Origin of the sequence: Mitsuaria sp. BK037 (genome assembly GCF_014193045.1) — a bacterium.
In the GTDB taxonomy this organism is placed as follows: Bacteria; Pseudomonadota; Gammaproteobacteria; order Burkholderiales; family Burkholderiaceae_C; genus Roseateles.
Genome location: NZ_JACHYS010000002.1, coordinates 43993 through 65241 on the forward strand (window position 1 = coordinate 43993; position 21249 = coordinate 65241).

24 protein-coding genes are annotated in these 21249 nt (G+C 71.1%); 14 read left to right on the forward strand and 10 right to left on the reverse strand.

Annotation, left to right across the window (positions count from 1 at the left end; genetic code table 11):
* Positions 1-41: 41 nt before the first annotated feature.
* The gene (locus FHT37_RS12290) at positions 42-998 is read right to left on the reverse strand and encodes a UDP-2,3-diacylglucosamine diphosphatase (RefSeq protein ID WP_404932608.1); all 957 of its coding nucleotides are present in this window, start codon (positions 996-998) and stop codon (positions 42-44) included.
* On the opposite strand from FHT37_RS12290, the gene FHT37_RS12295 reads away from it, so the two are divergent.
* Positions 997-1929: a hypothetical protein gene (locus tag FHT37_RS12295; protein ID WP_183481670.1), complete on the forward strand. Its 933-nt coding sequence runs from the start codon at positions 997-999 to the stop codon at positions 1927-1929. The genes FHT37_RS12290 and FHT37_RS12295 overlap by 2 nt on opposite strands.
* Positions 1926-3674: a single-stranded-DNA-specific exonuclease RecJ gene (recJ, locus tag FHT37_RS12300; protein WP_183481673.1), complete on the forward strand. Its 1749-nt coding sequence runs from the start codon at positions 1926-1928 to the stop codon at positions 3672-3674. The genes FHT37_RS12295 and recJ overlap by 4 nt, the downstream gene beginning before the upstream one ends.
* A 28-nt stretch (positions 3675-3702) precedes the next feature.
* On the opposite strand, the gene trxC is transcribed toward recJ, so the two are convergent.
* The gene (gene trxC / locus FHT37_RS12305) at positions 3703-4161 is read right to left on the reverse strand and encodes a thioredoxin TrxC (protein ID WP_175538311.1); all 459 of its coding nucleotides are present in this window, start codon (positions 4159-4161) and stop codon (positions 3703-3705) included.
* A 177-nt stretch (positions 4162-4338) separates the two neighbouring features.
* Here trxC and FHT37_RS12310 point away from each other — a divergent pair, with 177 nt between their 5' ends.
* The 4 genes from FHT37_RS12310 to FHT37_RS12325 all read left to right on the forward strand — a co-directional run bounded on the left by FHT37_RS12310 (position 4339) and on the right by FHT37_RS12325 (position 8432).
* The gene (locus tag FHT37_RS12310) at positions 4339-4800 is read left to right on the forward strand and encodes a host attachment protein (RefSeq protein WP_091725475.1); all 462 of its coding nucleotides are present in this window, start codon (positions 4339-4341) and stop codon (positions 4798-4800) included.
* Positions 4801-4945: 145 nt separating this feature from the next.
* Positions 4946-6784 (forward strand): bifunctional diguanylate cyclase/phosphodiesterase, encoded by a 1839-nt coding sequence (locus tag FHT37_RS12315; protein WP_183481676.1) that lies wholly within the window; start codon positions 4946-4948, stop codon positions 6782-6784.
* Between the two features lie 89 nt (positions 6785-6873).
* Complete coding sequence (locus tag FHT37_RS12320; RefSeq protein ID WP_091731333.1) at positions 6874-7740, forward strand: 3',5'-nucleoside bisphosphate phosphatase; 867 nt, start codon at positions 6874-6876, stop codon at positions 7738-7740.
* Positions 7741-7781: 41 nt separating this feature from the next.
* Complete coding sequence (locus tag FHT37_RS12325; protein WP_091725483.1) at positions 7782-8432, forward strand: L-threonylcarbamoyladenylate synthase; 651 nt, start codon at positions 7782-7784, stop codon at positions 8430-8432.
* A gap of 81 nt (positions 8433-8513) precedes the next feature.
* Here FHT37_RS12325 and FHT37_RS12330 read toward each other — a convergent pair whose 3' ends face one another.
* The 3 genes from FHT37_RS12330 to FHT37_RS12340 are packed head-to-tail and all read right to left on the reverse strand — an operon-like array spanning position 8514 to position 10087.
* Positions 8514-8864: a RidA family protein gene (locus FHT37_RS12330; RefSeq protein WP_091725488.1), complete on the reverse strand. Its 351-nt coding sequence runs from the start codon at positions 8862-8864 to the stop codon at positions 8514-8516.
* A complete protein-coding gene (gene plsY, locus FHT37_RS12335) occupies positions 8861-9577 on the reverse strand; it encodes a glycerol-3-phosphate 1-O-acyltransferase PlsY (protein WP_183481680.1) in 717 nt (238 codons plus the stop codon). Before plsY ends, FHT37_RS12330 begins: the two co-directional genes overlap by 4 nt.
* Before the next feature lie 6 nt (positions 9578-9583).
* Complete coding sequence (locus FHT37_RS12340) at positions 9584-10087, reverse strand: aminoacyl-tRNA deacylase (protein WP_183481683.1); 504 nt, start codon at positions 10085-10087, stop codon at positions 9584-9586.
* Between the two features lie 200 nt (positions 10088-10287).
* Between FHT37_RS12340 and FHT37_RS12345 the strand changes: the two genes are divergently transcribed.
* A complete protein-coding gene (locus FHT37_RS12345) occupies positions 10288-11400 on the forward strand; it encodes a DNA alkylation repair protein (protein ID WP_183481686.1) in 1113 nt (370 codons plus the stop codon).
* Between the two features lie 30 nt (positions 11401-11430).
* Here FHT37_RS12345 and FHT37_RS12350 read toward each other — a convergent pair whose 3' ends face one another.
* Positions 11431-12489, reverse strand: coding sequence for an aldo/keto reductase (locus FHT37_RS12350; RefSeq protein ID WP_091725504.1), 1059 nt, complete (start codon positions 12487-12489; stop codon positions 11431-11433).
* A 223-nt stretch (positions 12490-12712) separates the two neighbouring features.
* Between FHT37_RS12350 and FHT37_RS12355 the strand changes: the two genes are divergently transcribed.
* The 4 genes from FHT37_RS12355 to FHT37_RS12370 all read left to right on the forward strand — a co-directional run bounded on the left by FHT37_RS12355 (position 12713) and on the right by FHT37_RS12370 (position 15209).
* Positions 12713-13264 carry a DUF2975 domain-containing protein gene (locus tag FHT37_RS12355; RefSeq protein WP_091725507.1) on the forward strand — a complete coding sequence of 184 codons (552 nt, stop codon included), beginning with the start codon at positions 12713-12715 and terminating at the stop codon, positions 13262-13264.
* Between the two features lie 7 nt (positions 13265-13271).
* Positions 13272-13511 carry a helix-turn-helix transcriptional regulator gene (locus FHT37_RS12360; RefSeq protein ID WP_183481689.1) on the forward strand — a complete coding sequence of 80 codons (240 nt, stop codon included), beginning with the start codon at positions 13272-13274 and terminating at the stop codon, positions 13509-13511.
* A complete protein-coding gene (locus FHT37_RS12365; protein WP_183481691.1) occupies positions 13498-14226 on the forward strand; it encodes a hypothetical protein in 729 nt (242 codons plus the stop codon). The genes FHT37_RS12360 and FHT37_RS12365 overlap by 14 nt, the downstream gene beginning before the upstream one ends.
* Positions 14227-14345: 119 nt before the next feature.
* Complete coding sequence (locus tag FHT37_RS12370) at positions 14346-15209, forward strand: hypothetical protein (protein WP_183481694.1); 864 nt, start codon at positions 14346-14348, stop codon at positions 15207-15209.
* Positions 15210-15307: 98 nt separating this feature from the next.
* Here FHT37_RS12370 and FHT37_RS12375 read toward each other — a convergent pair whose 3' ends face one another.
* Positions 15308-17014, reverse strand: a complete 1707-nt coding sequence (locus tag FHT37_RS12375) for an acyl-CoA synthetase (protein WP_183481697.1) — start codon at positions 17012-17014, stop codon at positions 15308-15310.
* Positions 17015-17219: 205 nt separating this feature from the next.
* Between FHT37_RS12375 and arsC the strand changes: the two genes are divergently transcribed.
* A complete protein-coding gene (gene arsC, locus FHT37_RS12380) occupies positions 17220-17570 on the forward strand; it encodes an arsenate reductase (glutaredoxin) (protein WP_183481700.1) in 351 nt (116 codons plus the stop codon).
* A 12-nt stretch (positions 17571-17582) separates the two neighbouring features.
* Here arsC and FHT37_RS12385 read toward each other — a convergent pair whose 3' ends face one another.
* Positions 17583-18077, reverse strand: a complete 495-nt coding sequence (locus FHT37_RS12385; RefSeq protein WP_091725532.1) for a GNAT family N-acetyltransferase — start codon at positions 18075-18077, stop codon at positions 17583-17585.
* A 78-nt stretch (positions 18078-18155) separates the two neighbouring features.
* Here FHT37_RS12385 and FHT37_RS12390 point away from each other — a divergent pair, with 78 nt between their 5' ends.
* Complete coding sequence (locus FHT37_RS12390) at positions 18156-19118, forward strand: alpha/beta fold hydrolase (RefSeq protein ID WP_255489625.1); 963 nt, start codon at positions 18156-18158, stop codon at positions 19116-19118.
* Positions 19119-19135: 17 nt separating this feature from the next.
* On the opposite strand, the gene FHT37_RS12395 is transcribed toward FHT37_RS12390, so the two are convergent.
* Complete coding sequence (locus FHT37_RS12395) at positions 19136-19642, reverse strand: thioesterase family protein (RefSeq protein ID WP_183481703.1); 507 nt, start codon at positions 19640-19642, stop codon at positions 19136-19138.
* Between the two features lie 241 nt (positions 19643-19883).
* On the opposite strand from FHT37_RS12395, the gene FHT37_RS12400 reads away from it, so the two are divergent.
* The gene (locus tag FHT37_RS12400) at positions 19884-20774 is read left to right on the forward strand and encodes a plasmid replication/partition related protein (protein ID WP_091725540.1); all 891 of its coding nucleotides are present in this window, start codon (positions 19884-19886) and stop codon (positions 20772-20774) included.
* Between the two features lie 39 nt (positions 20775-20813).
* On the opposite strand, the gene FHT37_RS12405 is transcribed toward FHT37_RS12400, so the two are convergent.
* Positions 20814-21080: a sodium/substrate symporter small subunit gene (locus FHT37_RS12405; protein WP_254783426.1), complete on the reverse strand. Its 267-nt coding sequence runs from the start codon at positions 21078-21080 to the stop codon at positions 20814-20816.
* Positions 21081-21249 lie beyond the last annotated feature (169 nt).

Genomic DNA, 21249 nt, shown 5'->3' on the forward strand with positions numbered 1-21249 from the left:
TTGGTGATGCGGGGGGCCGGGTCGCCCGAAGAGGGGCCCCCTCAGGCGGGTTGGCGCATGGCGGCGGCGAGCGCCTGCGCCGCGTCCTGCTCGGCGCCGGAGCGCTGCCGCTCCGCCCAGTCCAGGATTTCCAGGTGCCCGTCCGCATGCTCGACCAGCGCCGTGAGGCTCTCGACCCAGTCGCCGTCGTTGGCGTAGGTGATGCCGTCGATGTCGCGCAACTCGGCGTGGTGGATATGGCCGCAGATCACGCCGTTGACGCCGCGCTTGCGGGCCTCGCGCGCCAGCGCTTCCTCGAACTCGCTGATGAAGGAGACGGCGCGCTTGACCTTGAGCTTCAGGTACTTGCTCAGGCTCCAGTACGGCAGCCCCAGGCGCGCGCGCATCGAGTTGAGGTGGCGGTTCAGCTTGAGCGTGAATTCATAGAGGCTGTCGCCGACGTAGGCCAGCCACTTGGCATGCTGGATGACGCCGTCGAAGAGATCGCCGTGGGTGATCCAGAACTTGCGGCCGTCGGCGGTCTCGTGGATCCACTCGTGCGCCACCTCGATGCCGCCGAAGCTGTGCTGCAGGTACTTGCGCGCGAATTCGTCATGGTTGCCCGGCACGTAGATCACCCGGGTGCCCTTGCGGGCCTTGCGCAGCAGCTTCTGCACCACGTCGTTGTGGGCCTGCGGCCAGTACCAGCTGCGGCGCAGCTGCCAGCCATCGACGATGTCGCCAACCAGGAAGAGCTGCTCGCACTCGACCTCACGCAGGAAGTCCAGCAGGGCCCGCGCCTGGCAGCCGGGCGTGCCCAGGTGCAGGTCGGAGATCCACACCGTGCGCACCCGGATCGAGCCGCCCTCTTCCGCCTCGGCCCCAGGCGGTTCTTGCGAGACAGCGGCGGCCATGAGCGTGTCGGTCAGCATGGCCCCACAGGTTGCCGGGGCCGGATGAAAGCTTGATGACCGCCCGACGGGGGGCCTTCCGGGGGAACGCCGATAATCCGCCGCCATGCACCTGATGATCCCCTTCGCCAGTGCGCTGGATCCTCATTTCGAGGGGGCCCTGCGCGAGCTGGAGTTGCCCAACCTGAGCCGCCTGCTCGGGCTGCTGGCACCGGCCGGCGAGGTCGGCGACGCCGACGAGACCACCCCGATCCCTCCCCACGAACGCTTCCTGGCGCACGCCCGCGGCATCACCGACGACCACCCGCCGCTGGCCGCCTGGCGCCTGCGCGCGGCCGGCCACGAGCCCGGCGACGCCGCCTGGGCGTTGCTGACGCCCGCCCACTTCGCCGTCGGCACCGAAGGGGTGACCGCGCTGGGCCCCGCCACGCTGGACCTGTCCGAGGATGAATCGCGCGCCTTCCTCGAAGCGCTCGCCACCGCGCTGTTCCCCGCCGACCAGGGCTGGCGCAGCGCCTGGCTGTCGCTGGGCGAATGGGCGGTCGCGCATGACGACCTGGACGGTCTCGAGGCCGCCAGCGTCGACCGCGTCCTGAATCGCGGCGTCGAGACCTGGTACCCGCGGGCGCGCCGCCTGCGCACGCTGCTCAACGAGGTCCAGATGCTGCTGCATGAGCACCCGCTCAACCAGGCCCGCGAGGAGCGCCGGCAACGCCCGCTGAACGCGGTGTGGATCAGCGGCTGCGGCCGCGATCGCGGCACCGCGCCGCCGGCGGACCTGGTGGTCGACGACCGCCTGCGCGGCCCGATGACCAGCGGCGACCTCTACGCCTGGAGCGAGGCCTGGAAGGCCCTCGACGCCGGCCCCATCGCGCAGGCGCTGGCCGCCGTGCGCGAGGGCCGCCGCGTCTCGCTGACACTGGGCGGCGAGCGCCTGGCCCGCACCTGGACGCGCAAGGACGCGGGCAGCTGGCAGCGGCTCAAGGAGCGCTTCGCCCCGCCCCGGCTCAGCGTCGCCAACGCGCTGGAGAACCTGTGAGCAGCCCCCGCCTCCTGATCCGCGACGTCCCGCCGGACTCCGCCCATGCGCTGCAGCAGGCCGGCTTCTCGCCGCTGTTGGCGCGACTCTTCGCCGCGCGCGGCGTGCTGTCGCACGACGAGCTCGACCCGGACCTGAAACACCTGCTGCCGCCCGAAGGCCCTCAGGGCCTGCTGGGCATCGACAAGGCCGCCACGCTGCTGGCCGACGCGATCACGTCGGGCGAGCGCGTGTGCATCGTGGCCGATTACGACTGCGACGGCGCCACGGCCTGCGCGGTGATGCTGCGCGGGCTGGCGCTTCTCGGCGCACGGCCGGGCACCCTCGGCTACGTGGTGCCCGACCGCGCGGTCCACGGCTACGGCCTGACGCCGACCATCGTGGAGCTCGCGCTCAAGCAGGAACCCCAGCTGCTGGTGACCGTCGACAACGGCATCGCGAGCCACGCCGGCGTCGCCTTCGCGCGCGCGCTCGGCCTGAAGGTGCTGGTCACCGACCATCACCTGCCCGCGGTCGGCCCCGACGGCGCGCCCACCATCCCCGACGCCGACGCGCTCGTGAACCCCAACCAGCCAGGCTGTCCCTTCCCGAGCAAGAGCCTCGCGGGCGTGGGCGTCGCGTTCTACGTGCTGACCGTGCTGCGCGGCGAATTGCGCCGGCGCGGCGCCTTCGGCGACGGCCCGCCGCCGCGGCTGGACGGCCTGCTGGACCTCGTCGCGCTCGGGACCGTGGCCGACGTGGTGCGGCTCGACGCCAACAACCGGCGGCTGGTCGCGCAGGGCCTGCGCCGCATGCGCGCGGGCCGCATGCAACCCGGCGTGCAGGCGCTGTTCACCGCGGCCGGTCGAGACGCGACGCGGGCCAACAGCTTCGACCTGGGCTTCGCGCTCGGACCCCGCATCAATGCGGCGGGCCGGCTCGAGGACATGACGCTGGGCATCACCTGCCTGACGACCGACGACACCGGCCAGGCGCTGGAGCTCGGCCGCGAGCTGGACCGCATCAACCGCGAGCGCCGCGAGATCGAGGCCGGCATGCAGGAGCAGGCGCTCGCGCTGCTGGAACGGTTGATGACCGACCCGCGCCTGAACGGCGCGCCGCCGCCGGCGCTCGCGCTCTTCGACGCGGACTTCCATGAAGGCGTCGTTGGCATCGTCGCCTCGCGGATCAAGGACCGGCTGCACCGGCCGGTGTTCGTCTTCGCCGAGGGCGCCGACGGACAGCTCAAGGGCTCGGGACGATCGATCCCCGGCTTCCACCTGCGCGACGCGCTGGACCTGGTGTCCAAGCGCCATCCGGAGCTGCTGCGCAAGTTCGGCGGCCACGCGATGGCGGCCGGCTGCACGCTCGCGCCGGGCGGTGTCGAGGCTTTCGCCGCCGCCTTCGAGGCGGTCGCGCGCGAGTGGCTGGACGAGTCCGCATTGACCCGCACGCTGCGCACCGACGGTCCCTTGCCGCCGGAGGCGTTCTGCGCCGAGACGGTGCAGGAGCTCGAGGCGCAGGTCTGGGGCCAGGCCTTCGAGGCACCGCTGTTCTGCGACCGCGTGCAGGTGGTGCACCAACGCCTGGTTGGCGATCGCCACTTGAAGCTGCGGCTGCGCCAGGGCGCGATGCTGCGCGACGCGATCTGGTTCGGCCGGACCGAGCAGCTACCGGAGCAGGTCACCCTCGCCTACCGGCTCAGCCTCGACGAGTACCAGGGGCAGCAGCGCGTGCAGATGGTGGTGGAGGCGATGGCGGACTGAGCGGAGAAGGGCGACCGAGAAAGAAGGGCTAGGCCCCGAGCTCCCGCCGCACCCAGTCGACGATCGCCGCGGCCGGCATGGCGCCGGCCTGCCGCGCGATCTCCTGTCCATCGAGGAACAGCAGCAGCGTCGGAATGCTGCGGATGCCGTAGCGCGCGCTCTGCTGCGGCGCGGCCTCGGTGTCGAGCTTGACGAAGCGCAGTTCCGGCAGCATCGCCGCGGCCTGCTCGAACTGCGGCGCCATCATCTTGCAGGGCCCGCACCAGTCGGCCCAGCAGTCCACGACGACCGGCAACTCGGTGCCCGCGATGAACCGGTCGAAGACCTCCGGCTTGAGGTCCGCCGGCCTGGGCAGCATCAGCGGCGTGCCGCAGCGGCCGCAGTCGGGCGACTCGGCCAGCCGCTCGCGCGGCACGCGATTCTTCGCCGCGCACGACGGGCAGACGATGTGCAGGTGGGTCGCGGCGGCAGGCGTGTCGGTGTCCATGGCGGTCTCGGGTGAAGCGCCGGCGGGGCGCGGTAAGGCGGTGAAGAGGCCCCAGCGCCTCTTCCAGGGGGCAAATCATGTGCCCTCGCGCGCGGGCGCGCCTCCGCCGGACGGGGCGGTCCAAGGTACGGCATTTGCCGCCACTCGCTCAACGGGAACTCTGTTGAAGGAATCGAGATGGCTGCATACAAGGACGACGGCAAGCTGTGGGTGCTGGTGGCGGACGAGGGCGTGGCCCGCCTGCTCAAGCTGCCGGAGGAAGGCGGCGACCTGGAAGACGTCACCACGCTCACCGATGCCGCGGCGCACGCGGACAAGGCCGACCTGCGCCGCGACGCCGAAGGCCGGCGCGGCAACAACGTGACCTCCTCGGCCGGCGTGGACGAGCTGCACCAGGAGGCCATCGGCTTCGCCACCCGCGTGGCGCGGACGCTGGACGACGGCTTCAACAACGGCGAGGTGACGCAGCTGCGCATCGTCGCCGCGCCGCGCTTCCTCGGGTTGCTGCGCAAGGCGCTCAGCCCGCAGGTCGCCAAGCTGGTGATCGACGAGACCAACGTCGACGTCGTCCACGAGAGCCTGGGCGAGCTGACCACCCGGCTCTTCCCCGAGCGCGACTTCAGCAAGCAACGGCCTTGAGCGATCAGGAATCGGGCGCCGGACAGGCCGCGATCGCGGCGGATTTCACGCGCAGGTCATGCTGTAACTGTTTGTCAAAGCGATGACATAGAGGCCGCCCAGAATGGGGACACCGCGCGACGCCCCGCTCGCCGCGGTCCTCCCCATGCCCACCACCCACCTGCAGCCGCCCGACCCGTTGAGCATCGCCCTGTCCGCCTTGATCCGCGACGGCGCGCTGGACATCCATTTCCAACCGCTCGTCGAAGTGGAGCGGGCCCAGATCCTCGGCTACGAAGCGCTGACGCGCGGGCCGGCGGACACGCCGCTGCATTCGCCACTCGTGCTGTTCGAGGCCGCGGCCCGGCTCGGCCGGCTGGTGGAGCTGGAACGGCTGGTGGTGCGCCGCGCGCTGCGCCGCTTCAAGGAACTCAAGCTGCCCGGCCAGCTCTTCCTCAACCTGACCGCCGACACGTTGCTGGCCACCAGCGACCGCGGCGCGCTGATCGCCCGCGAGTTCGCGCAGCTCGACCTGCCGGCGTCGCGCGTGGTCATCGAGCTGACCGAGACCCGCCCCATCCTCGAGCCCGAACGGCTGCAGGACAGCATGCGCAGCCTGCGCGAGCTGGGATTCGTCGTCGCGCTGGACGACCTGGGCGAGGGCTTCGCCAGCCTGAAGCGCTGGATGGACATCCGTCCCGACTTCGTCAAGATCGACCGCCACTTCATCGACGGCATCGCGCAGGAGCCGCTCAAGCAGCAGTTCGTCCGCTCGATCCTGGAGATGGCGGCCAGCTCCGGCTGCACCGTCGTGGCCGAAGGCCTGGAGCAGCTCAGCGACCTGACCGTGCTGCGTCGCCTGGGCGTGCCGGTCTGCCAGGGCTACCTGCTCGCACGCCCGAGCGCCGCGCCCCGGGCCGCGTTGCGGGCCGAGGTCGACGCGCTGCTGGCCCCCGAGCACCGGCGCCGCAACGCCGACTGGATGCGGCTGCCGCCCGACGCCATCACCACCGCCGCGCAACTGGCCCGGCGCAGCCACACCGTCACGCCCAAGCTCAACTGCCAGGCCGTCGCCGACATGTTCCAGCGCGACGAGCAGCTGTTCTCGATGCCGGTGCTGGACGAGGCCAACCGGCCCATCGGCATCCTGCGCTCGCTGCAGGTGCTCAAGCGCAGCGCCGAGCGCTACTTCATGGACATCCACGAGAAGCGCTCCTGCACCGCGCTGATGGATGCGCAGCCGCTGATCTTCGACGCCGGCACCTCGCTGCGCGAGATGAGCGACGCGATCTCCAGCCTGGACGACCGCCTGATGGTGGACGGCTTCATCGTCACCCGCGGCGGCGAGTATTTCGGCACCGGCCGCAGCACCGACCTGCTCAAGGCCGTCTCCGACCTGCAGGTCCACAGCGCGCGCTACGCCAACCCGCTGACGCTGCTGCCCGGCAACGTGCCCACCGACCAGCACCTGGACGCGCTGCTGCACGAGGGCCGGGAGTTCGTCGTCGTCGCCTGGGACATCGACCACTTCAAGCCTTTCAACGACGTCTACGGCTACGCGGCCGGCGACGACATCATCAAGCTCTGCGCCCAGATCCTGCAGACCGCCGCCGATCCGGTGCTGGACTTCGTCGGCCACATCGGCGGGGACGACTTCGTGATGGTGCTGGGCTCGCCCGACTGGACCGCGCGCATCACCCGCGTCTGCCGCGAGTTCGACCGCCAGATCCGTCCCTTCTTCTCCGCCGAGCACCAGGCGCTGGGCGGCTACGTCACGCTGAACCGGCAGAACCAGGAGTCCTTCAACCCGCTGCCCACGCTCAGCGCCGGCGTGATCCAGGTGCAGCCCGGCGCCTTCGACAGCGTCCGCGCGCTGTCCGCCGCGCTGACCGAACCCAAGCACGTCGCCAAGTGCGGCACCGGCCCGAGCCGCTACTTCGTCGACCGCCGCCGTTCCAGTGCTGCCATCCCGGACATGGCGCCGCTCCTAGAATCGGCCGGGTGAACACCCCGCCCCTCGCGACCACCGCCCTTCCCGCCGATCCGACGCCCGCGCCAGGTTTCGCGCCCGCGCACGTGCCGGCCCGGATCGCGCTGCACCCGCAGACCAACGCGGACCTGCACTGCCACTCGACCGTCTCCGACGGCACGCTGTCGCCGCAGGCGCTGGCCGCGCGCGCCAAGGCCAACGGGGTCGAGCTCTGGGCGCTGACCGACCATGACGAGGTCGGCGGCCAGCAGCAGGCGCTGGAGGCCGCGCGCGCGCTGGGGCTGGCCTACCTGACCGGCGTGGAGATCTCGGTGACCTTCGCCGGCAAGGTGGTGCACATCGTCGGCCTGGGCTTCGACCACCACGATCCCCGCATCGTCGAGGGCCTGCGCGCCACGCGCGGCGGTCGCGGCGCGCGGGCGCGGGAGATGTCGGAGGGGCTGGCGAAGGTCGGCATCCATGGCGCCTACGAGGGCGCGCTCCGGCACGCCGGCAATCCGGAGCTGATCTCGCGCACGCACTTCGCGCGCTTCCTGGTCGAGACCGGCCAGTGCGGCGACGTGCCGGAGGTCTTCCGCCGCTTCCTGACCGAGGGCAAGCCCGGCTACGTGCCGCACCGCTGGGCGGCGCTGCGCGACGCGGTGGGCTGGATCGTCGACGCCGGCGGCATCGCGGTCATCGCGCATCCAGGGCGCTACGGCTTCACGCCGACCGAGGAATATGCGCTGATCACCGAGTTCATGGCCCATGGCGGCCGCGGCATCGAGGTCGTCACCGGCAGCCACACGGCGGCGGAGATGGTCCAGTACGCCGACACCGCGCTCGAATTCGACCTGCTCGCCTCGCGCGGCTCGGACTTCCACAGTCCGGAGGAAAGCCGCGTCGACCTGGGCCGGCTCGAGCAGCACCTCTCGGGCAAACTCAAGCCGGTGTGGAATGCGCTCGAGTACCGCATCCACTGGCCGGCCTGATACCGGCCCGGCCCGCACACCGATTGCCCCAGGCGAGGACCATGGCCCAGATCTTTGAAGTGCACCCCGACAACCCGCAGGCCCGCTTCCTGCGCCAGGCGGCGCAGATCCTGAGCCAGGGCGGCATCGGCGCGATCCCGACGGACTCGAGCTACGCGCTGGTGTGCCAGCTCGACGACAAGGCCGCCGCCGAGGCGCTGCGCCGCATCCGCGGCGTCGACGACAAGCACCACATGACGCTGCTGTGCCGCGACCTCAGCGAGCTGGGCAGCTACGCGCGCGTCGACAACAAGCAGTACCGGATGATCAAGACGGCCACGCCGGGCCCCTTCACCTTCATCCTGGAGGCGACGAAGGAAGTGCCGCGGCGGCTGTCGCATCCCTCGCGCCGCACCATCGGCCTGCGAGTGCCGGACCACCGCGTCACGCAGGAGCTGCTCGCGCTGGTGGGCGGGCCGCTGCTGGCGACCACGCTGATCCCGCCTGGGGAGCACGAGCCGCTCAACGATCCGGAGCAGATCACCGCGCGCTACGACAAGCAGATCCAGCTGATCATCGACGCGGGCGCCTGCCCGATGAAGCCGACCACCGTCGTCGACCTCACCGCGGAACCGCCGGTGCTGGTGCGCCGCGGCTGCGGCGATCCGGCCTGCCTGGGGCTGGAACTCGAGGAGGCGGAGGCCGAGGACTGACGGCGCTTCAATCGCGCCAAGCAAAACGCCGGCGCGAAGCCGGCGTTTTGCATTGGGAGGTGCGTTCCGCACCGTCGCGGCTCAGACCGCGGCGGTGATCACGATCTCGATCTTCCACTCGGGCTTGGCCAGCTTGGCCTCGACCGTGGCGCGCGGCGGCGTGTGGCCGGCCGGCACCCAGGCGTCCCAGGCGGCGTTCATGCCCGCCAGGTCCTTGACGTCGGCGATGTACAGCTGCGCGCGCAGGATCTTGGTCTTGTCGCTGCCGGCGCGAGCCAGCAACTGGTCGATCATCGCCAGGACCTGCTCGGTCTGGCCCTGGATGTCGGCGCTGGCGTCCGACGGCACCTGGCCGGCCAGGTAGACCACGCCGTTGTGGATGGCCATCTCGGAGAGACGCGGGCCGACGTCGAAGCGTTCGATGCTGCTCATTTGCTGTGCTGCTTGGGTTTGTGGGAAGACTTGTGATCGCGCTTCTCGCGCGACTGCTCGTGGCGATGGGACTTCACGGCCGGCGCGGCGGCCGCCGGCGCGGCCTTCTGGCCGAGCTTGCTCTCGGTGCCCGCCATCAGCTTCTTGATGTTGGCCGCATGGCGCCAGACCAGCAGCAGGCTCATCAGCGCGATGGCCGGCAGCTCGGGACCGACGTCCCAGACCAGCATCTGCAGCAGCGGCGCGGCCACCGCGGCGCTCAGCGACGCCAGCGACGAATAGCGGAACACCACCGCCATCGCGATCCACACGCCCAGCACCGCCAGGCCCAGCCAGGGGTTGAGGGCGAGCAGCACGCCCGCCGCGGTGGCAACGCCCTTGCCGCCCACGAACTTGAAGAACACCGGCCACAGGTGGCCGATGAAGGCGGCCAGGCCGACCAGCGCGGCGGTGCCCTCCTCCAGCCCATACGGCGCGCCGAACTTCAGCACCAGCAGCACCGGCACGTAGCCCTTGAGCGCGTCGAAGACCAGCGTGAGGATGGCCGCGGCCTTGTTGCCCGAGCGCAGCACGTTGGTCGCGCCCGGATTGCCGCTGCCGTAGCTGCGCGGATCGGACAGGCCCATCAGCCGGCTGACGATCACCGCGAAGGACAGCGAACCGATCAGGTACCCAGCCACGACGGCCAACAAGGGGAACAGGACACTTTGCATGGGGCGCTATTCTGCCCCGGACTTCAGCGCGCACTCGACCGGGCGGGCCGCCAGCAGCTCCGTCAAAACCCGGGGTTCGATGCTGACCAGATAACCGCGCCGCCCGCCGTTGATCAGGATGTGCGGCAACGCGAGCACGCTGGCCTCGACGAACACCGGCATCGCCTTGCGGGTGCCGAACGGCGAGGTGCCGCCGACCAGGTAACCGCTGTGGCGCTGGGCGACGTCCGGCTTGCAGGGCTCGACCTTCTTGCAGGGGATCTGCCGCGCGAGTTCCTTGAGGCTGACGGTGCAGTCGCCATGCATCAGCACGATCAGCGGCTGCGCCTTCTCGTCCTGCATCACCAGCGTCTTGACCACCTCGTGCTCAGGCACGCCGAGCTGCTTGGAGGACTCGCCGGTGCCGCCGTGATCGACGTAGTCGTAGACATGCTCGCCAAACGCGACCCCGTGCTGCCGCAGCATCTGTGTCGCGAGCGTCTCGCTGACGTGGACGGATTTCTTGCTCATGGGCGCGGATTGTCGGGGCTGGCGGCGAAGGCCCGCTTGTACGAGCTTGCTGCGCCGGCATCGGCATCGGCGTCGGCGTCGCCTTCCCCCCGATGCTTTGCTGCTGACAGCGCGTGGCAATGCGCGCGCGTAACGTGCGCCCGCAATGAACAGCGCCCGCTGCCGCGCGGGCATCACCGACTGCCACGATCCGGACCGCCATGACCGCTTCCACGGATGCCACCGCGAGCTACAACCTCAAGGACCTGATCTCCCCGGCGACGTTGCACGCGCTGGCCGAGGTCTTCACCGACACCGCGCCCGGCTTCCAGCACAAGCGCTTCCTGGCGGTGGCCACGGACGGCCTGGACGCGCTGTCCATCATGCAGCGCGTGCACCGCGTGGCCCAGGCGCTGGACGCCGCGCTGCCCGGCAGCTTCGGTGCCCAGCTCGACGCGGTGGTCGCCGCCGCGCCGCGCGCCGGCAGCTCCTTCATGAACATGGGCCTGTGCGACTTCGTCGCGAGCTTCGGCCTGCACGATCCGGCCGCGTCGCTCGCGGCGCTCCAGCGCCTGACGCCGCACGGCACCGCCGAATTCGCGATCCGCCCCTTCCTGCGCCAGGACCTCGCCGGCACGCTACGGACGATGGCGCGCTGGACCGCCGATGGCGACGAGCATGTGCGCCGGCTGGCCAGCGAGGGCTGCCGGCCGCGGCTGCCGTGGTCCTTCCGCCTGGACGCGCTGGTGGCCGATCCCACGCCCGCGGCGGAGATCCTGCGGGCACTGCGCGCCGACGACGCACTCTACGTGCGGCGCTCCGTCGCCAACCACCTCAACGACATCACGAAGGACCATGCGGACTGGGTCTTCGCCCATGTCGCCGACTGGGACCTGGACGACGCGCGCAGCGCCTGGATCGTCAAGCACGCACTGCGCTCACGCATCAAGCAAGGCGACGCGCGGGCGCTGAAGCTGATCGGCGCCAGCGACGGCGCGCGGGCGGCCGTCGAGCAACTGGCGATCGCACCGGCGCGCCTGGCGATCGGCGGCGCGATCGAGATCGCCTTCGAGCTGCGCTCCAGCGCCGACGTCACGCAGCGGCTGGTCGTGGACTACGCGATCCACTACGTCAAGAAGAACGGGCGCGCCTCGCCGAAGGTCTTCAAGCTCAAGACGGTGGAGCTGGCGGCCGGCGCCTCGACGCCGATCCGCATCCAGCGCGCGCTGCGCGACTTCACGACCCGCACGCATTACCCGGGCACGCATCGCGTCGAGATTCTGGTCAACGGCCAGCGACTGGCCGAGGGCACCTTCGAGCTGCTGGCGCCTTGAGCGCGCGGCGTCCGGTCGACCGCCGCGCGTTCACTGCGCCGGGTCGCGGATCTCCCAGCGGATGCGGTCGATGCGCGCGTGGACCTCGGCATCGAGCGGGCGGCCGAGCGCCGCGAGGTTCTCATCGAGCTGCGCCGCGTTCGTGATGCCGATCAGCGCGCTGCCGGTCTGCCAGCGCGAAGTGACCCAGGCCATCGCCAGCGTCGCCGGCGTCATGCCCAGTTCCGCCGCGAGCGCGTTGTAGCGGCGCGCGGCTTCGAGCGTCTCGGGCCGCGCCCAGCGCTGCTTCTTCATGCTGTCGAAGATCGCCAGCCGGCCCGGCCTGGCGGGATCGCCCAGCCCATGCGCGTCGTACTTGCCGGTGAGCGTGCCGAAGCCCAGCGGCGAATACGCCAGCAGGCCGACCTGGTGGCGGTAGAGCGCCTCGTCCAGGCCGTTCTCGACGACGCGGTTCACCAGGCTGTAGGGGTTCTGCACGCTGACGATGCGCGGCAGGCCATGGACCTGCGCCAGATGCACGAATTCACCGACGCCGTAGGCGGTCTCGTTGGACAGGCCGACGTGGCGGATCTTGCCCGCGCGTCGCAGCTGGTCCAGCGCCTGCAACTGCTCCAGCATCGACGCCACCGGCTTGTCCTTGGACGGCTCGAAGTAGACGCCTCCGAACATCGGCACGTGCCGCGCGGGCCAGTGGATCTGGAACAGGTCGATGGTGTCGATGCGCAGCCGCCGCAGACTGTCCTCGCAGGCCTGAATGATCTGCGCGCCGGTCAGGTCCTGGCTGCCGTCGCGGATCCAGTCATAACCGCGCGAGGGGCCGGCGACCTTGGTCGCGATGACCAGACGCTCGCGCAGTCCCGGCCGCGCCTGCAGCCAGCGGCCGACGATCTCCTCCGTCCTGCCGAAGGTCTCGGCGCGCGCCGGCACCGGGTACATCTCGGCCAGGTCCAGCAGGTTGATGCCCGCGGCCACCGCGCGGTCCAGCAGCGCGTGGCTGCCGGCCTCGTCGACCTGTTCGCCGAAGGTCATCGTGCCCAGGCCGATGCGGGTGACCGACAGGTCCGACTGTCCGAGGGTGATGCGCTCCATCTTGTCCGTGCTCCGTGAGGTGCCGCGTGGCTCCGTCGCCGCGGCAGGCGGCCAGTGTGCCCGACGCGGGCGGAGCGCCGGTTCCCTGCTCGCCCGCATGTGCACCGCCTCCGTCTCCCCGTGCGCCACATGGCCGCAATGGGCTCTCCCTCACGGTTGCCGACTGGAAATTATTGTTTTACAGTAATTTCTTGCCACACCACGGTAATGCCACCGCCTCGCCATGCGCCCTTCCCCAATCCCCGCCGGCCTGCAGCGCATTCGCTGGATCGCCCACTGCGTGCGCGCGATGGCGCTGATCGCGATGGCGACGGTGGTCGGCTTCCATGCGGTGTTCTGGACCCACCCGGCCATGATCGAGCGCACCGCGCGCAAGGAGTGGGACCTGTCGCACGCGCTGCAGTTCGACGTGATCTCGCGCGGCGCGGCGCTGGCGGTGAACCTGCCGCTGGCCCTGCTGACGCTGTATGCCCTGTGGTGCCTGTGGCGCCTGTTCGGCGGCTACCTGCGCGGCGAGGTCTTCACCGACGCCGCGACGCGGCTGCTGCGCCGCATGGGGCAGTCGGTGGTGGCGATCGCGGTGGCGATGCCGCTCACCGACACGGCCACGGTGCTCGCGCTGACGCTGGGCAACCCGCCGGGCCAGCGCTACCTGTCGTTCCAGCTGGGCAGCTCGCATTTCGTCGTGCTGCTGTGCGGGCTGGTCTTCGTCGCGATGGGCCAGGTGATGCGCGAGGCGCAGCGCATGGCGCAAGAGAACGCCGAGTTCATCTGAGCGCCCCATGCCCATCGTCGTCCGACTCGACGTCATGCTCGCGCAGCGCAAGATGCGCTCGAAGGAGCTGGCCGAGGCCATCGGCATCACCGAGGCCAACCTGTCGCTGCTGAAGTCCGGCAAGGTGCGTGGCGTGCGCTTCGACACCCTGTCGCGGATCTGCGCGGTGCTGCAATGCCAGCCGGGCGACCTGCTCGCCTGGGAACCCGGCGAGGAACCGGATGGAGACGGTGATGGCAACGCATAGGGCCGAGGCCGCACATGGCGCGACCGATGCAGCGGCGCATGGGGCGACGCGCGCCGCGACGCGGAACACCTCCCGCCGGTTCCGCGCGATGGCGCTGGGCGCGGTCCTCCTGCTTCACGTCGCGCTGGTCGCCTGGCTGCAGCACGCCTGGCACCGTGGCGAGGCGCACAGCACGCAGCGGCGCTCGTCGATCCGGATGGTGACGATCCAGTTGCCGCCGCTGGTCCCGCGGCCGCCGGCGAAGGCGACGACGCAGCGCGCCGAAGGCAACCCCGCGGTCCGCCGCGCCGCCGCAGCTGACGCACCGACCGGCGGCACGGCGAAGGCGCCGCAATCGCCCGCGGCGAGTCCGCGCGCGGCATCGCCCGCGCCTGGGCTCGAGCGCGTCGACGAAACGCCGCGCGCCACCGTGGTCATCGCCGCGCCGACGCCCGCATCGGGCGCCTCCGGCCCCAGCGGCCGCGAGCTCATGGACGGCACGGCGACGCGCCGCGCGATCCGCCAGTCCGCGCAGGGCCAGCCGCTGCTGGCCGAACGGGCCGACGAGGCCAGCCGTGCGCCCGACCGGATCGACGCCTCGACCAAGCTGGGCAACGAAATGATGAAGGGCGCCAGCGGCGATTGCCTCAAGGGCGAATACGCCGGCGGCGGCATGGGGCTGCTCAGCGCGCCCTTCTGGCTGCTCGCCGAGGCGCGCGGCAAGTGCCGGCGCTGAGCCCCGCTCCGCCCGGACACCGCGCGGCTGCCACCCCGATGAGGGACAACCGTCGTCAACGCAACTTGACCGCGCGCCGTTCAGCGCGGACCGCTCACAGCGACCAGGGAGAGAGAACCGTGAAACCCCAGCAGTTCCAGCGCGCGCGACTCGCGGCCGCGCTCCTCGTGACCGGCGTGTTCGCCGCGGGCTGCGGCCCGGCGGCCATGGCGGCGCCCGCCGGGGCCACCGCGCCCACCGCCCCCGCCAGCGCGGACGACGCGCGGCCGGCGGCCGCCCCGGCCTCGGCGGCGGTCGCGCTGCCGACCGTCCAGAGCGACGTCAAGCGCGGCGCCTCCTTCCCCTACAAGCGTCTGAACGAACTGCTGTCGAAGCTGCGCACCGAAGGCGAAGGGCTCTTCGTCAGCCGCTTCGTGCTGACGGACGCGAAGGACGCCAGCAAGCCGCCGCCCGCCGGCACCAAGCTCGCGCTGATGAGCGACGACGACTACATCCCCATCCCCATCGACGACAAGGGCCGCTTCGACCTGCCGACCTTCAGCGAGCGCCAGGCCAAGGACATGGACTTCGGCACCAACGTGCCCAAGGGCGAGCTCGGCGTGCGCCTGAGCATCGACCTGGCCACGCCGCCGGAGATGCTGGACATGGCCACGGTGCGGCGCATCGTCACCGTCGGCCAGCGGCTGCGCACCGAGCTACTGCCCTGGTACGTGCGCTGGATGTTCCCGCAGATCGACGGCGTGATCGCCTGCAGCGATGCGCCGCAGTGGCAACTGGACTGGTCCGAGGGCGCGCAGCGCTGGCGCCTGCCCTTGCCGGCGGACGCTCAGCAGCGCGAACCGGAGACGCCCAAGGGCAAGCCCTCGCGCGCCTGCACCGTGCTGACCGGGCAGGAGCAATGGCCCGACGCCGCGCTGCTGCAGACGCCGCCGGGCACCAACACCAAGCTGTACGTCAAGCTGCGCAATCCGCGCGCGAGTTGAGCGAAGGCTCGCCGCGCCTCTCTGCAACGGCGAGGCGCGCAAGGCGTGCGAGGTGCGTCGCGTCGCGCGGCGACTGAGCCCTCGACGAGGGGCGCCGCTCAGGCGGCGCGATCGGCGGCGCGATCGGCGGCGCGATCCGCCTCGAGCTGCCGCAGCACGCGGCGCTGCACCTTGCCGGTGGTGGTCATCGGCAGGCTGTCGAGGAACTCGATCTCCTTGGGGTACTCGTAGGGCGCGAGCCGTTGCCGGACGAAGTCCTGCAGCTCGCCGGTCAACGCAGCCGACGGCTGCCGCCCCGGCGCCAGCACGACGAAGGCCTTCACCAGCGCGCCGCGCTCGGCATCGGGCTTGGGCACGACCGCGGCATTGGCCACCGCCTCGTGGCGCACCAGGCAGTTCTCGATCTCGCCGGGGCCGATGCGGTAGCCCGCGACCTTGAACTGGTCGTCGGCGCGGCCCTGGTACCAGAGGTAGCCGTCCTCGTCAGTGCGCGCGAGGTCGCCGGTGCGGCACCAGCTGTCCAGCGGATCGCCGGTGAACTTCGCCGCCGTCGCGGCCTCGTTGCGCCAGTAGCCGAGGAAGAAGATCGGATCGAGGTCGCCATGCCCGTCCCGGCGATGCACCGCCACTTCGCCGATCTGCCCGGGTGGGCAGACCTTGCCGTCGTCGTCGATGACCGCGACGCGGTGACCGGGATACGCGCGGCCCATGCTGCCGGGCTTGGCCGGCCACAGCCGCGCGCAGTTGCCCACGACGTAGTTGATCTCGGTCTGGCCGAACATCTCGTTGACCGTCACGCCCAGTTCGCGCCGGACCCAGTCGAAGACCGCGTCGCCGACGGCCTCGCCGGCGCTCATCACGGCCTCCAGGCGCAGCGTGTAGTGCTCGGCGGGATGGGGCACCGCCTTCATCATGGCCTTCAGCGCCGTCGGGAACAGGAAGGTGTGGCTGACACGGTAGTGCTGCATCAGCTCGAAGGCCTTCTCCGGCGAGAAGCGGCCCTGGTAACCGAGGATGGGCCGGCCGAAGCACAGCGACGGCAGCAGCGCGTCCATCAGCCCACCGGTCCAGGCCCAGTCGGCGGGGCTCCAGAACACCGCCTCGCTGCGCACCCGCGGGTCATGGGGATCGAAGCCGAACCAGTTCTGGCTCGCGATGAAGCCGGTCAGGTTGCCCAGCAGCGCGCGCTGCGGCAGCAAGGCGCCCTTGGGCGCGCCGGTCGTGCCGCTGGTGTAGATGAGGATCGCGGGATCCTCGGCCGCGTTGTCCCGCGCGGCGAAGCGCGCGTCCTCGGCCTGCAGCGCGGCCATCCAGCCGGCTTCGCCGTCCTGCGGCTCGGACTCGCCGACCAGCAGGACCTGGCGCAGCGCCGGGCATTGCGCACGCACCGCGCGCACCGCGGCGAGCGCCCCGCTCTCGACGATCGCGACGCTGGCCTCGCTGTCCTGCAGCCGGTAGGCCAGCGCATCGGGGCCGAAGAGCATGGACAGCGGCATCGCCACCGCGCCGAGCTGGTTGATCGCGATGTGCGCGACCGCCGTCTCGAAACGCTGCGGCAGCACCAGCGCCACGCGGTCGCCGGCCTGCACGCCGAGGCGCCGCAGCGCGTTGGACAGCCGATTCGCCGCGCGCTGCAGCTGGCCGAAGGAGTACTGCGCGCGGCAACCGCTGTCGCTGTCGAAGAGGATGGCCGGCGCGTCGGGCGTCTCGCGGGCCCAGCGGCCGCAGCAGAGTTCGGCGATGGACAGACGCTCAGGCACCTGCCAGCGGAACGCGCCGTGGATCAGCGCGTAGGCGTCGGACATCGCGACTCTCCGGGACTGGAACAAGAGCGTGGATGCTAGCGAGCGAGCGGGCACGGATCGTCATGGAAAGCCCGTAGCGCCAGGACGGTGCCGGCCCTTGCCAGCGCGCCCTCGCACGGTGCACGGAGAAAGCGCGGATCGATCCTCGATGCGCGCATGAAGGCGAAGGCGCGATCGCGTGAAGGCGCCGCCTACACTCCGCCGGATGACCGTGAAGATCCTGCACAACCCCCGCTGCTCGAAGTCGCGCGAGGCGCTGGCCCGGCTCGAATCGCGCGGCCTTCGCCCCGAGATCGTCGACTACCTGGCCACGCCCTTGTCGCTGGGCGAGCTGCGGACGCTGCAGCGCCAGCTGGGCGTGCCAGCGCGCGCGATGCTGCGCGAGGGCGAGGACGCGTACCGCGAGCTCGGCCTGTCCGAGCCCGCGCTCAGCGACGACCAGTTGCTGCAGGCGGTGGCGGACCACCCGCGGCTGCTGCAGCGCCCCATCGTCGTGGACGGCGATCGCGCGCTGATCGCCCGACCGCCGGAACAGCTCGACAGCTGGTGGCCGTGAGCGCGCGAAGCCTCAGCCCTTGAAGCGCGCGAGCGCGTCACCGGTGAGGCGGCACAGGCGCCAGTCCGGCATGATCGTCGCGCCCATCTTCTCGTAGAAGCGGATGGCGTTCTCGTTCCAATCGAGCACGCACCATTCGAAGCGGCCGTAGCCGCGCTCGATCGCGACCTGCGCCAGGCGGGTCAGCATGCGCGTGCCGAGTCGCGCGCCGCGATGGGCGGGCTGGACGTAGAGGTCCTCGAGGTAGAGCCCGGGCTTGGCCAGGAAGGTCGAGAAATTCACGAAGGTCAGCGCGAAGGCGACGATGGCGCCGCTCTCGTGCTCGGCGACCAGGGCCTCGGCGACGGGCCGCTCGCCGAAGAGATGCGGATGCAGCTTCTCCGGCGTGACCTCCATCAGATGGGACAGGCTCTCGAAATCGGCGAGCTCGCCGATCAGGCCGACGATGGCGGGGACGTCGGCGGGCCGGGCGGGACGCAGGGTGTAGGGATCGGGCGTGGCGGTCATGGTGGCTCGTAGATGAAGTCGGCGCATTGTCTCCATGGCGAAAGCCGGCCGCCGTTCCTCACACTACAGTCGCCGTCCATGAGCACCGACATGAGTCCCGCCACGGGCGTCGCGGACAGCACCGCGCACAACGCCGCGCACAACGCCGCGTACATCGTCCGCCGCCCGCATCGCAGCGCCTTCCTGACGCTGCGCGGCCTGCGCCACCACGTGCTGCGCTGGGGCCCCGAGCATGACGGCACGCGCCCGCTGCTCGTGATGGTCCACGGCTGGATGGACGTCGGCGCGTCGTTCCAGTTCATGGTCGACGCCTTCCGCGAGGACCGCAGCGTCGTGGCCATCGACTGGCGCGGCTTCGGCCTCACCGACGGCACTCCGGGCGACGCCTACTGGTTCCCCGACTACCTCGGCGACCTGGACGCCTTGCTCGACGCGCTCAGCCCCGGGGCGCCGGTCGACCTGCTCGGCCACAGCATGGGCGGCAACATCGCGATGAGCTATGCCGGCGTGCGGCCCGGGCGGCTGCGCAAGCTGGTGAACCTGGAGGGCTTCGGCCTGCCGGACACCACGCCCGAGATGGCGCCGGCGCGGCTCGCGAGCTGGCTCGACGAACTCAAGGAGACCCCGAGCCTCAAGAGTTACGACAGCGTCGAGGGCGTGGCGCAGCGGCTGATGAAGACCAACCCGCGGCTGAGCGCCGACAAGGCGGCGTGGCTGGCGCCGCATTGGTCGCGGCGCGGCGTCGACGGCCGCTGGCACATCCTCGGCGACCCGGCGCACAAGCGGACCAATCCGGTGCTGTACCGCAAGGCCGAGGCGCTGGCCTGCTGGTCCGCGATCACGGCGCCGACGCTGTGGGTCGAGGGCAGCGAGACCCAGCTCTCGCAGTGGTGGGGCGACCGCTATCCGCGCGAGGACTTCGAGGCGCGCCTGGCCGTCGTCAAGGACCTGCGGCGCGTCACGCTGCAGCAGGCGGCGCACATGATGCACCACGACCAGCCCGAGGCGCTGGCGCGCGCCGTCGAAGAATTCCTGGGGTAGCGCCCCCCCGCAGTCCTTCACGCCAGCTGTTCCCCACCGGAGACAGACGTCCCCGAGTCAGACGGAGCCCCAACTACCGCCGCTTGATACGCCGCGACAAACTCCGGCGGCATGCGCCGGGGCCGACCGGCGGAGATGTCGATGCACACCAGCTCCCAGCGGCCGCGCATCAGCGTCTGCCCATCGCTCACGCGACGCAGTTGGAAGCGACGCTCCATCGCCAGCCTGCCGTCGCCGCCGGTGAGCCAGGTGCCCAGCACCAGCGCCTCGCCCTCGAAGGACGGCAGCAGGTAGTCGTAGCCGCCGTGGCGGATCGCCATCGCGCGGTCCAGCCGCCGGTAGTCGTCGATGTCCAGCCCCAGCGCCACCGAGTGCGACCACCCCACCTGCTCGCACCACCGCACATACACCGCGTTGTTGGTGTGGTTCAGGCCGTCGATGTCCTCGGGCCGCGGGCTCACCGACAGGCAGTGCGGGGACGGGTAGTCCCATCCGGTAGCGAGCGCATCGGGGCTCGGACTCACGCTGGCGAGGAGGCTTGAAGAGGTCGCGGTCATCGCGGGGAACTTCCCGGAAATCATCGAAATCCGACACGCGTGGTCGGGGTGCGTCAGCTTAGCCGCGCGGATTGGGCAGAATGCCGCCCTTTTCCGGCGACGTCCGTCGCCTGCGCGACCTGCGCCCGTGCGGCCCACCGAACGGGCCGCCCGCCTGTCGCGCCCCTTCGCCCTGTCCTGCTCCGCTCCCCGCTGCTGCCGTCGTCCCATGGAAAACATCATCGTCACCGAAGAACTCAAGGCCTACATCGATCCCCTCACCGAGGACGAGTACGCCGCGCTCGAGCGCAGCATCCTGGCCGAGGGCTGCCGCGATGCGCTGGTGCTGTGGGGCGACATCCTCGTCGACGGCCACAACCGCCACAGCATCTGCACCAAGCACGGCCTCCCCTTCCAGACGGTGCAGAACACGCGCTTCAAGTCGATGGAAGACGTGCACCTGTGGATGATCGACCAGCACCTGGGCCGCCGCAGCGTCTCCGACTTCCAGCGCGGCGTGCTCGCGCTGCGCAAGAAGGAAATCATGGAAGCGCGCCGCCTGGCCGTGCTCAACGACCCCAGCCCCGAGGCCTCCGCCGCCGAGGCCGAAGCGCCCGCCAGCGCCACCGGCGCGCCGGTCCCGGACGCGCCCCCGCTCAAGAGCCGCGAGGCCATCGCCCGCGCCGCGCGCATCAGCAGCGCCACGGTGACGCAGATCGAGAAGATCCAGAAGGCGGCCGCGCCGGAGCTCGTCGCCGCCGTCCGCTCGGGCGAGGTCTCCATCAGCGCCGCCGCCGTCATCGCCGACCTGCCCGCCGAGGAGCAGGCGGCCGCCGCAGCGGGCGGCAAGAAGGAACTGCGCCAGGCCGCCAAGCGCGTGCGTGAATCGAAGGTCGGCAAGAAGGCCGCCGGCGACGCCGTGGCGGAAGTGGCCGTCGCGCTGCTGGATGTGCCGACCAACGCGGACGGCGAGCTCGAGGCCGATCCCGCCGTCGCGCTGCTGCGCGCCCAGGTCAGCGCGCTCCAGGACGAGAACGTGAAGCTGCGCGCGCAGGTCGCCGAGCTGCAGGCGCAGCTCGCCGCCGCGAAGCAGGAATCCGCGGATCCGTCGCCGTTCTGACGCGCCCGTGGCGCGATCCTGAAGCTCCCCTGAAGCGGCTCAGAAGCCGGTGATCGGACCCGAGGGTTCGCGCTCGGGCCGCTTGGCGTCGACCTCTTCCGAGTACGGCACAGGGTCCTGGACCCCGGCCGCCGCCTCGCGGCGGTTCATGACGGTCGCGTAGATGACCACGATCGCCACGTAGACGATCAGCGCCCCCTGCGACCCGACCCAGAAGCTGAACGGCCAGCCGAAGAAGTCAAAGCTCAAGGCCCGGGCGAAGTAGGCCACGCCGAAGGTCACCAACGCCCACACCAGCAGCAGCATGAGCGTCAAGCGCCAGTTGCCGCGCCGCACGCGCCGACGCCGGGCGCGGAACGCACCGGAGGGGGAACCCGCATCGGGGACAGGGGGATGGGGAAGCATTCCGCCATCTTAGGGAGGCCTCCTGCTTCAGCATGAGAAAATACCCGGCTTCGGGCCCCCTGTCGGGGGC